The organism is Lishizhenia sp. (assembly GCF_033720595.1).
In the GTDB taxonomy this organism is placed as follows: Bacteria; Bacteroidota; Bacteroidia; order Flavobacteriales_D; family Crocinitomicaceae; genus Lishizhenia.
Genome location: NZ_JAWWCF010000087.1, coordinates 1 through 11,616 on the forward strand (window position 1 = coordinate 1; position 11,616 = coordinate 11,616).

Annotated in this window: 7 protein-coding genes, 1 tRNA gene and 1 pseudogene; 4 read left to right on the forward strand and 5 right to left on the reverse strand. The window is 38.9% G+C overall.

Features of this window, described 5'->3' with window-relative positions; translation table 11 throughout:
- From R3333_RS07750 to tgt, 3 genes and pseudogenes are all read right to left on the reverse strand, one after another.
- Positions 1 to 4,182: pseudogene (locus R3333_RS07750) on the reverse strand (hypothetical protein); the annotation flags it as partial.
- Between the two features lie 494 nt (positions 4,183 to 4,676).
- Positions 4,677 to 5,753, reverse strand: coding sequence for an LptF/LptG family permease (locus R3333_RS07755; RefSeq protein ID WP_318958219.1), 1,077 nt, complete (start codon positions 5,751 to 5,753; stop codon positions 4,677 to 4,679).
- A gap of 1 nt (position 5,754) precedes the next feature.
- Positions 5,755 to 6,885 carry a tRNA guanosine(34) transglycosylase Tgt gene (gene tgt / locus R3333_RS07760; protein ID WP_318958220.1) on the reverse strand — a complete coding sequence of 377 codons (1,131 nt, stop codon included), beginning with the start codon at positions 6,883 to 6,885 and terminating at the stop codon, positions 5,755 to 5,757.
- Positions 6,886 to 6,964: 79 nt separating this feature from the next.
- On the opposite strand from tgt, the gene R3333_RS07765 reads away from it, so the two are divergent.
- From R3333_RS07765 to rsmG, 4 genes are all read left to right on the forward strand, one after another.
- Complete coding sequence (locus tag R3333_RS07765) at positions 6,965 to 8,098, forward strand: glycosyltransferase (protein ID WP_318958221.1); 1,134 nt, start codon at positions 6,965 to 6,967, stop codon at positions 8,096 to 8,098.
- Positions 8,089 to 8,694 carry an RNA polymerase sigma factor gene (locus R3333_RS07770; protein ID WP_318958222.1) on the forward strand — a complete coding sequence of 202 codons (606 nt, stop codon included), beginning with the start codon at positions 8,089 to 8,091 and terminating at the stop codon, positions 8,692 to 8,694. The genes R3333_RS07765 and R3333_RS07770 overlap by 10 nt, the downstream gene beginning before the upstream one ends.
- 443 nt (positions 8,695 to 9,137) lie before the next feature.
- Positions 9,138 to 9,211 (forward strand) — tRNA-Thr (locus R3333_RS07775).
- A gap of 128 nt (positions 9,212 to 9,339) precedes the next feature.
- Positions 9,340 to 9,972 carry a 16S rRNA (guanine(527)-N(7))-methyltransferase RsmG gene (rsmG, locus tag R3333_RS07780; RefSeq protein WP_318958223.1) on the forward strand — a complete coding sequence of 211 codons (633 nt, stop codon included), beginning with the start codon at positions 9,340 to 9,342 and terminating at the stop codon, positions 9,970 to 9,972.
- Positions 9,973 to 9,999: 27 nt separating this feature from the next.
- On the opposite strand, the gene R3333_RS07785 is transcribed toward rsmG, so the two are convergent.
- Entirely contained in the window at positions 10,000 to 10,314 is a 315-nt protein-coding gene (locus tag R3333_RS07785; RefSeq protein WP_318958224.1) for a hypothetical protein, read from the reverse strand.
- A gap of 44 nt (positions 10,315 to 10,358) precedes the next feature.
- On the reverse strand, positions 10,359 to 11,616 hold a 1,258-nt coding region (locus tag R3333_RS07790; protein WP_318958225.1), incomplete at its 5' end, for a GDSL-type esterase/lipase family protein.

Sequence of the window (11,616 nt, forward strand, 5' to 3'; positions counted from 1 at the left end):
ATCTACAGCTAAATCAGATGATGGACAAGTAAATGTCCCCCCTAAAGTACCGTTAAAAGTAACTGTTGGGTTTGCATCGTATAAACAGAAATCTGTTTGACCATATGTGAAGTCAGCAGTATCTGGAGCTACAAGTGCCATCAAATAAGTCGCTGATGAAGAACAAGTACCATTTGTTGTATAAGTTATGGTATAAGTTCCGGCCATAGAGTTTTGTAAATCTATTTCTCCAGTTGCAGCGTCTAATGCTATTCCTGTCGTTGAACTAAACGTACCCCCTGTATTTCCAGTAATTGTAGGAAGTGGGTTAACATCATCTAAACAAGTTAAAGGCAACGCATAACTAAAGCTTGCATCCTCCATTGCATTAATTGTTACATCAACTGATGTTGAATTAGGACAAGGTCCATTAGTTGTATAAGTTACAGTGTATGTACCCGCTGGAGTAGCATTGGCATCTATCGTTCCTGAAATAGGGTTAATCACCAACCCTGCAGTTGCTGTAAAGGCTCCTCCTGCCAATCCTGTGATGGTTGGAGAAACGTTTCCTGCATCAGCACAGTAAGAAGCTGCAGTAAAACTAAATGTAGCATCGTCTGTTGGGTTAACAGCGTTCACTGTAACTGTCGCCGTTGCTGTACATCCGTTTGCATCTGTAACTGTAACTGTATTTGTTCCTGCAATTGCAGTTGTTGTAGAAGCTGTAGCTGCTCCACTATCCCATGAGAAAGTGTAAGGTGAAACACCACCTGAAGCTGTTGCTGTTGCGCCTCCATCTGTTGCAGAAGGACAACTTGCATCATTATCTAGAACTGCAGTCACCGTTAAGGCTGTTGGTTCTGTTAAAGAAATTGAAGCATTCGCTGTACATCCATTTGCATCCGTAAGCACTACAGAGTGAATACCTGCATCTAAAGCTACCGCAGAAGCTGTAGTTTCACCATTATCCCAAAGGTAAGTGTAAGGTGCAGTTCCTCCTGTTGCAGAAACTGTTGCCCCTCCATTTGATGCACCGTTACAACTAACATTAGCATCTAAAACTGTTTGAGCAATTAAAATTGCAGGTTCATTGATTGTCACTGAGCTTGTCGCCGAACAACCGTTTGCATCCGTAATAATAACATTATAAGTACCGGCTGCGAAAACAGAAACTGTTTCTGTATTAGCTCCGTTATCCCAAGCATATGTATATGGTGCAGTACCTCCAGTAGCCACCGCCGTAGCAGAACCATTTGCAGCACCGAAACACAATACATCATTGTTCACTGTTACAGATGCTGTTAATACAGCTGGTTCAGTAATAGTAACTGAAGTAGTTGCTGTACACCCATTCGCATCAGTGATGTCTACATTATAAGTTCCTGCAGGCATTCCTGCTATAGTTGCTGTAGTTGCTCCGTTATCCCATAAGTAAGAATACGGTGCTGTTCCTCCCGTTGCAGAAACAGTAGCCCCACCATCTGAAGCTCCATTACAACTTATTGAAGCATCTACTGTAGTTGTTCCTACTAACAATGCTGGTTCAGTAATAGTAACCGTCGTTGTTTCAATACATCCATTTGCGTCTGTAACTTCAACATTGTAAGTTCCAGCAACTACACCTGTAATTGAAGCAGTCGTAGCTCCATTATCCCATAGATAAGTATAAGGTGCAGTACCTCCTGTAACTGAAGCAGTAGCTCCACCATCTGATGCTCCATTACATGTAGCATTTGCATCTACCGCTGCCGTTACTCCTAATGCAACAGGTTCTGTAACTGTTACTGTTGAAGTAGCAGTACAATTGTTAGCATCTGTGATGGTAACTGTATAAGTTCCCGCTACGAGTCCTGTAATATTTGCTGTAGTTTCACCATTATCCCATGCGTAAGTATAAGGTGCTGTTCCTCCTGTTGCAGATGCTGTTAACTCACCGTCAGCGTTTCCATTACAAGAAACATTTGCATCTACCACTGTTGAGGCAACAAGTACTGTTGGCTCTGCAATTGTTATTGAAGCCATAGCCGTACAAGCATTTGCGTCTGTTACGATAACATTGTACGTTCCCGCTACTACGTTTGAAATTGAAGCTGTAGTTGCTCCGTTATCCCATAAATAAGTATAAGGGGCTGTTCCTTGAGAAGCATTTACAGTTGCTCCACCATCAGAACCACCATTACAACTTACGTCTGCATCTAATACTGTAGCTGCTAATAAAGCCGTTGGTTCTGTAATGGTAATTGAAGCTGATGATGTACAAGCATTCGCATCGGTAACAGTCACATTATATGTACCTGCAACCAAACCAGAAGCTGTAGCTGTAGTAGCTCCATTATCCCATAAATATGTGTAAGGTGCTGTTCCTCCTGTTGCAGATGCTGTCGCAGATGCATCCGCACCTCCATTACAACTCACATTTGCATCAACTACCGCTGCCGCTGTTAATACAGCTGGTTCTGTAATCACAACTGATGCTGTTGCAGTACAAGAATTTGCGTCAGTAATAATCACATTATATGTACCAGCAATCAACCCTGTAATTGATGCTGTTGTAGCTCCAGTATCCCATAAATAAGTATAAGGGGCTGTTCCTCCTGTTACAGAAACTGTTGCTCCTCCATCAGAAGCTCCGTTACAAGAAACATTAGCATCTACAACTGTTGTCCCTACCAATACTGCAGGTCCAGTAATTGTTGTTGATGCAGTTGAAGTACATCCATTTGCATCTGTAACGACTACATTGTATGTACCAACTACTATTGAAGAAATAGAAGCAGTAGTTTCACCATTATCCCATAAATAAGTATAAGGTGCTGTTCCTCCTGCTGCAGTTACTGTTGCTGCTCCGTCAGAAGCTCCGTTACAACTCACGTTCGTTGTTGCAGTAATAGAAGAAGTCAAAGCTGTTGGCTCAGTAACTGTAGCCGTTTCCTGAATGGTACATCCATTCGCATCTGTAATATTAACGGTATAAGTTCCAGCCGTAACTCCAGAGATACTTGCTGTGTTTGCTCCATTATCCCATAAGTATGTGTAAGGAGTAGTTCCTCCTGTTGGTGTAGCCGTAGCTCCTCCATCTGAACCACCAAAACAACTTACATTAGAATCAACCACTGTAGTAACTCCTAATACGGTTGGTTCTGTAATTGTAACTGAGGTTGCGGCTGTACATGCATTTGCATCTGTAATCGTAACATTATATGTTCCTGCCGCTAAACTAGAAGCTGTAGCAGTTGTTGCCCCATTATCCCAAAGGTAAGTATAAGGTGCTGTCCCTCCTGTAGCCACAACAGTTGCACTACCATCGGAAGCTCCATTACAAGAAGCATCTGTAGAAGTTGAAATCGTTGCATCCAGAACCGCTGGCTCTGTAATGGTTACTGTATTGGTTGCCGTACAAGAATTATCATCTGTAACGGTGAAAGAATACGTTCCAACATCTAAGTTAGAAAGTGTTGCAGTAGTAGATCCATCTCCCCATAAATACGTATAAGGGGCTGTTCCTCCTGTAGGTGTGATGGTTGCCTGACCGTCCGCATTACCATTACAAGTAACATTATTATCAATACTAAAATCTGCTACCAATTGAGCTGGTTCTGTAATTAACACAGCTGTACTTGTTGAACAACCATTTGCGTCAGTAATTGTAACACTATAAATTCCCGCAGATAATCCTGATGCTGTTCCTGCAGAAGCTCCATTGCTCCATGCGTAAGAGTAAGGAGCTGTCCCCCCGTATCCTGAAACGGTTGCTGAACCATCAGCTCCACCAAAACAACTTACATTAGTTGCTGCAGACACCAAAGGAAATAAAATAGTTGGGTTCGATAATGTAACTGTGGCATTTGCCGTAGCTCCAAGGTCATCTGTAACAACTACTTGATACGTTCCTGCTACCAATCCAGAAATTGAAGCTGTTGTCGCTCCGTTATCCCATAGATACGTATAAGGCGCCGTTCCTCCTGAAGGAGTGGCTGTTAATTGACCATCTGCACTTCCATTACAGCTTATAGGATTATCAATATTAATTGTAACACCAATAGCTGCAGAAGCACTAATTGTTGCAGATGTTTCATTTCCTTTAACTAAGGTCGATTCCGAAAGTAATGCATTATGTTTCCCGGAGGAAGCGGTGGTTATAGGAATCTTACTGTACCCCATCGTTGTAAGAAGGAGTAGTAAAAAAACAAAGATTTTTTTCATTGCCTGTACTTTAAATTTAGTTTTAATTACAGGTTTTGATGTAAAATTTAACTTTCTAAAAAGCTTGTAGTAGGTAAAATTTTTCTGGCGGGATACCAATTATTTTTGAATCATTTTTTATAAAGTATCCCCCCCTTGATGTAGTTATTGTTTTGTTTTAGTCCATTGATACTGATAAAGGTTTTTTACGTTAATAATTAATTTCTTTCTCGTTTAACGGAAAAAAAACACTTACAACCCTCTTGTAAAATTTTGAACCCCAACAATTTGAGCAAGTTTTTCTTTAGTTGATCAAATTGAAATTTCCCTATTTACTCAAGTTAAAAGTGCATTTCAACACAATTAAAACGTATTTCGTCACGAAAAGTAAACATATTTATCGAAAGACAAGGCGTAAAATAAATTTTTAATGATTGGTTCTTGAAAGCTACTTACTACAAATACTATAGATTTTTTAGTTGAGAATAGAAGTAAGTACTATAATCTACACCTCCTTATTTAGGTGCTTTTTGGTACATGTACAAACCAATAAAAGTAAAGAGTATGTTCGGTGTCCAAACAGCTAACAAGGTTGGAAACCCAACATTTACTGCAGCTACAGTGGTAATCTGCATACAGAAGATGTAAACAAAGGTTAGACCTAACCCAATAGCGATACTCACCCCAATTCCTCCCCTTTTCTTTTCGGTAGACACTGCTAATCCAAGGAGAGTCAATACATAGGTAGCAAAGGGCAAGCTCGTTCGTTGATAAAAATCAATTTCATAAGCGGCAATATTGGGTGATCCTTTATCCTTTTCACTTTGAATAAATTCTTTAATTTCATGAAAGCCCATAGTCATTACAACGCTCTCTCGCTGGGCCATTTCTGAAAGATAAAAGGGTAAAACTGTATCTAATTTGGCTCCTTCCTCTATATAATCATTAGGATACCCCACTTTACGGATAAAATAATCTCTAAACACCCATAAGTTGGACGTATCTGCATTGGTAGCCTTCTTTGCTCTTAAAATAGCTACCACCTCATTCTTCTCGTCTCGCTGTTCTAAAGTGAATCCATTGGCACTATTTTGCTCACCATAATAACTTTTAAAGTAAACTATTTTATTGCCTGGAAACTGGGCGTGATAGTCGCTTACATAGCGGGCATTTCTATAATAACCTTCTTCAAAAGCCAACCTTTTCTCATTGGCAATGGGTAATACTAAATGGTTCAGCAACAAAGAGATTATCATCAATACCGTCGCACTAATCATATAAGGTCTCAACAACCTTCTAAACGGTCTTCCACTATTGATTATAGGTATGATTTCCGAATCTTGCGCCATTCTTGCCGTAAACCAAATAACGCTCAAGAAAATAATTAGTGGTGAAAATAAATTACCGTAGTGCAATACAAAATTGAGGTAATAATCAAAGAGTATTTCAGAAATCGGAGCCTTGTTTGAAATGAATTCACTCAACCTTTCCGACAGATCAAAAACAACAGACAATATCATGATGACTCCCAACATAAAGAAGAAAGTAACCAAGTACTTTTTAATGATATATCTGTCTATTTTTTTCAACATATTACAAGCGATTGGCCAATTTCACAACCATCCTATCCTTCCATTCACTGAAAGTTCCATCTAAAATTCTAGTTCTAGCTTCGGTAACCAACGCTAAATAAAAGGCTAAATTGTGTATTGTGGCAATCTGGAATCCTAAAAATTCATTCGAACGAATTAAATGACGCACGTAAGATTTAGAGTACACTTGATCCACGGTCGCTGTTCCATTAGGATCCAAAGGAGAAAAATCCATTTCCCACTTTTTATTTTTAATATTGATAATCCCTTCAGAGGTAAACAACATTCCATGTCGTGCATTACGTGTTGGCATTACACAATCAAACATATCAACTCCCATAGCTATACACTCAAGGATGTTCACGGGTGTACCTACCCCCATCAAATATCTCGGTTTTTCCTCGGGTAAAATACCACACACCAAATCGGTTGCTTTGTATAGTTCTTCGTCTGGTTCTCCAACACTTAAACCTCCTATAGCATTTCCAACGGCATCAAAAGAAGCGATTTTCTCAGCACTTCGCTCTCTTAAATCTTCATAAACACTTCCCTGAACAATAGGGAATAAGGCTTGCTCATAACCATATTTAGGCTCTGTTCTGTCCATCTGCTCAAAACAACGCTTCAACCAACGGTGCGTCATGTGCATACTTTTCTTGGCATAGGAATAATCACAAGGATATGGTGTACATTCATCAAACGCCATAATGATATCCGCACCAATTGTACGTTGTATATCTATGGCGCGCTCTGGTGTAAAAAAGTGGTAGCTCCCATCGTGGTGCGATTGAAACTTTACTCCAGCTTCTTTAATCTTGCGCTGTCCTGACAAAGAATAGACTTGATAACCTCCCGAATCCGTCAAAATAGGTTTGTTCCATCCATTAAACTTATGCAAACCTCCTGCACCTTCTATTACTTCAAGACCAGGTTTCAAGTACAAATGGTAAGTATTACCTAAGATGATTTGGGCTTTAATTTCTTTGTCCAACTCGTGTTGGTGAACACCCTTAACCGTCCCAGCAGTACCCACAGGCATAAAGATAGGAGTCTGTATAGTTCCGTGATCCGTTTTGAGTTCTCCCGCCCTTGCTTTGGTTTTCTCGTCTTTCTTTTGAAGTGTAAAGTGCATAAATATGTTGAAAAATATTCGGCACAAAGATAATTGTATTTAAACATCTGTATCATCTTTGTTGTAAACAAACTACTGTATGAAGTTAATGCCCCAATTAGGTTATGATCTGGGGAGTTACATTTTTCTGTTCTTTTGCACCATGGCCTTCATCCAAATTATTTGGGTGTTGTTCATTTATTTACGTGTACTACTACATAAAGATAAAACTCCTTCAAATGCCTATCAGCCTTTGAGTATTATTATTGCTGCGCGCAATGAGGAGGATAACCTATTCAATAACTTGCCGCACATACTTGCTCAAGATTATCCAGAATTTGAGGTAATTGTTGTTAATCATCAGAGTAAAGACAACTCAAAATTCATTTTAAGAGCTTTCCAAAAGGAGTTCGATAACCTTCGCGTTATTGAATTAGAACCCAACAAACACTTTAACATCGGTAAAAAACTACCGCTTACTATAGGTGTAAAGGGGGCCAAATACGAACATCTTCTATTTACAGATGCAGATTGCAAACCTGCATCCAACCAATGGTTAAAGAATATTGCAGCGCAGTTTGGTGAAAAAGAAAGTATGATTTTAGGTTACGGTCCTTACCACAAGGAAAAAGGATTACTCAACCGTATTATTCGCCTCGACACTTCCATGATTGCTATGAACTACCTTGGTTTTGCCAAAGCAAGAGTTCCGTATATGGGCGTGGGAAGAAATTTGGCTTACACAAAATCCTTGTTCGAAAGTAACAAAGGGTTTAAAAGTCATTATCAAATCCCCTCTGGTGATGATGACCTTTTTGTACAAAGTGCCGCTAAAAAGAAAAACTATACAATTTGCATCAATAAAGATGCTTTTGCGTATTCAACAGCAGAAAATTCATGGCAAAATTGGTTCAGACAAAAGTCTAGACACTTCACAACCACGGCACATTATGGAGTTTTCAAAAAACTAATGTTGGGAATCTATCCCACTACCCTCCTTTTGCTATACACTTCTTTCCTTATCTTGTGCTTAAGTTTTAAACTGAATTGGCTTGTGCTCATCATTTTTGGAAGTTTAATTGCCCTTAAATGGATTGTACAAGGTGCTATTTTAAGTAAGTTGAACGAGCGCTCCTTTGCTTGGGCCTTCCCGCTTTGGGATGTCTTTTATGCAATTTTAGCACCGGTCATCTACTACACGAGTGAAAAATCGAACGCAAGAACATGGAAGTAGGAAATAATCTGTCAGAAAAAGGTCAAGTTGACTTACAGTTGGTTGAGATGGCCAAAAAGGGAAACCAGAATGCCTATGCCCAACTCATGGACAGATACAGGGAGCCTGTTTACTACATGTTGTTGAAGATGATTAAAAACAACGACGATGCAGAAGACCTTACCATTGAAGCCTTCGGTAAAGCCTTTAATCGATTAGAACAGTACTCTCCAAGCTATGCATTTTCTACATGGTTGTTCAAAATTGCTTCGAACAACTGTATCGATTTCATCCGAAAAAAGCGCGTAAAAGTGACTTCTATGGACCATGCCTACAGTAACCAAGATGGTGAAAGTGTTGGAATGGACTTCGAATCTGAAGGATTAGACCCAGAGGAAGTCATCATGAAAAAGCAGAAGGTAAAAATGATGCGTCAAGTGGTACGTAAATTAAAACCAAGGTATAGAGACTTGATTGAAAAGCGTTATTTCCAAGAGTTATCTTACGATGAAATAGCCACAGAAATGGATCTTCCTTTAGGAACAGTAAAAGCTCAACTTTTTAGAGCAAGAGAGTTCTTGGCAAACATGATGGAAGAAAAGAAGGACCACATATAGAGTTAAGAATGCAGAATTAAGAGTTGAGAATCAAGAATGGAGTCCCAATAATTTTCGCAAATAGAATAACTTAAAGATTTTCCAAACATAGATTTACCAAAAGAGGTTGGCCAAGTGCTGACCTTTTTTATTCCCTGTATTTTTTGAATTTTGAATCAAAATCGGAGCTTTAAAAGGGCTCTCCGCTATAGTCCTCTCCCCAAGGAGCTTGGAGATTGGGCCACCGCTGCCATCCCTAAGCCAAGACCGCTTTAAGCAAGGATTTGGGATTAAGAAAAAAAATCGAAGCATTCATTATTGATTTTCAAAGAGTTAAAATAAAAATGAAAAATTCTTTAAAAAATCTTCAAAAAAGTTTGCTTTCAATCCGTATTCTTTATTTATATTTGCCGCTCGAAAATCACATATCCAATCGGAGAAAGATTTTGAAATATTGATTAGATGCCGATGTAGCTCAGCTGGCTAGAGCAGCTGATTTGTAATCAGCAGGTCGGGGGTTCGAGTCCCTCCATCGGCTCTCTTTTCTTTCCCAAATAAACATCCCTTTTTACTTTTTAAAATTTAGAAATCAAGCACATCACTTGGTCTATTTTTGCGTGGGTACAAATTGTATTGACTATCTTTGTCGTCTCAAATAATCAAAGCATGAACAACGAGCAATTAATCTTATCGTATTTCCCAGAGTTAACCCAAAAGCAAATCGAACAATTCGCAGCTTTAGGAGATCTATATCAAGAATGGAACGAGAAGATCAATGTAATTTCAAGGAAAGATGTAGATAATTTCTATGAAAGGCACGTATTGCATTCATTGGGGATTGCCAAGGTTATTCAATTTAAAAAAGGAACCCGCTTACTTGATGTAGGTTGTGGAGGAGGATTCCCAGGTATTCCATTAGCTATTCTTTTCCCAGATTGTGAATTCCATTTGGTTGATTCTATCGGAAAGAAAATTAAAGTAGTTCAAGAGGTGGCAGATGCTATCGGGTTAACCAACCTAAAAGCTACGCATTCAAGAGCCGAACAAATCAAAGATAAATATGACTTTGTAATCTCAAGAGCCGTTACAGCTATGCCTAAATTCTTACAATGGATTACCAATAAATTCGACAAACAAGACAAAAATGCCTATCCTAATGGCGTGTTCTACTTAAAAGGTGGTGATTTAAGAGAAGAAATGAAACCTGTAAAACGACATACTGAATACTTTGAGCTAGCAGATTTCTTTGAAGGTGAATTCTTTGAAACAAAAAAAGTGGTGTACGTTCGTATGAACTAATACACCACCTTCGTTTTAGTACTTCTATTAATATTGATCTATCACTTCAACATTTGGCTGCGTGTTCTTAGACCAAGAACGCTTTAATATATGATATAAACCAACCGTTGAACCAATACCGAAAGGTAATCCGATAAACGACCAGATATAATCAGAACTATTATCTAAAAATTCCGGATTGGTGTAAGCCATAATAATGGCTACTATAAAACCTCCAGCAAATGTCCCCACATAATAGCTGATAACACCCAAAATGGCAAACAACCATTTCGATTTTGCAAATTGCTCAGCGAGCTTCATGTAGTTTTTTCCAATGAAATAAATAAGTAGTAGTCCTAGCATAAGATTGTTATGTTAATGTGTTAAAAAAAGTGAATATAAGATATTTAATCGACTTTAATTAATGGAAAAGCATATGTTTCAACTCCTTTATCTTTCGACGCTATTTCCACATGTAAAATATACATCCCACTTTTTAACGGTCCATTCTTAGACTCAAGCAGTTGAATACTTCCATCCATTAAAACATCGCGACCTTGTAATACCAAGCTTCCATTCAAATCTGTCAATCGCCATGTAACCACCCCCTCTATTCCAGAAAGCGACCGAACATATAGCTCCATTGAAAACGGGTTAGGATACACGATCAGCGATTGATCTAACGCTTCATCTTTTAATCCAACGTAGTCCATAGGACATTCCTGATCTACCCCCGAACTCATTACTACATCAAACAATACACGGTGCCCTTTATCATTTAAATGAACACCATCTCCCGAATTGTATTGCGGCAAAATATGATAGTTTGTATCTGCAGTACCTGTCCAAAAATCTAACGCGTAATTTCCATACACCTCCAGAATAGAATCTCGTGTCTCTAGTTGAATTTGAATTTTAGCAGGATCTGAAAAATTTCGCGGCTGGGTCGTACAAACATACAAAGGTACTCCTTGTTGAATTGCTGCTTGATTCATTAAATCAAAGTTATACATCTGCATATCTACTCCATAATTATTTGCAGCATCATTAGACGGAAGGTTTACTATTACTGCTGAGGGATTCAAAACCAAAGCCGCCGTAATATTCTTATTTACATCTATCGTTTGATTCACCCCAGAAGGTATAGATGTTCCACTCGGAATTAACTTGAAAGTATTGTATCCACCAACTGCTAAATTCACTACCTCATAACGAGTATCCCTTCTGTATAACTCATGTTTATATCGATACACCCACGCACTATCTTGCACAGACGATCCAGCACCTGCAGCAGTCGACGAACCTATCACAACAATTCTACAGGTATCTTCCGTATCTGCGATTTCAAACAAATTATCAGATTCATCAAACTGGGTCAGACTCTCTGCTTTAACAACACATTGCTGAGAAGGAGAATTGGGAACTGTCCATGCATATTCAGCAGTAAATGGAACTAAGGTATCTATGGTACTCCAATTTGTTCCACCATCATAACTACATGACAAAACCACATCCTCTTGCACGGTATTTCTCATCCTTATATCAACTGGTCTACCAGCTTGCCAATACTCTCCACCATTCGGACTTAACACCTCTAGTTCTTGTGGATATACACTGTCCGAATCATACTCGACCTGTAAGGCTCCTAGGTAATAAAACCCATTG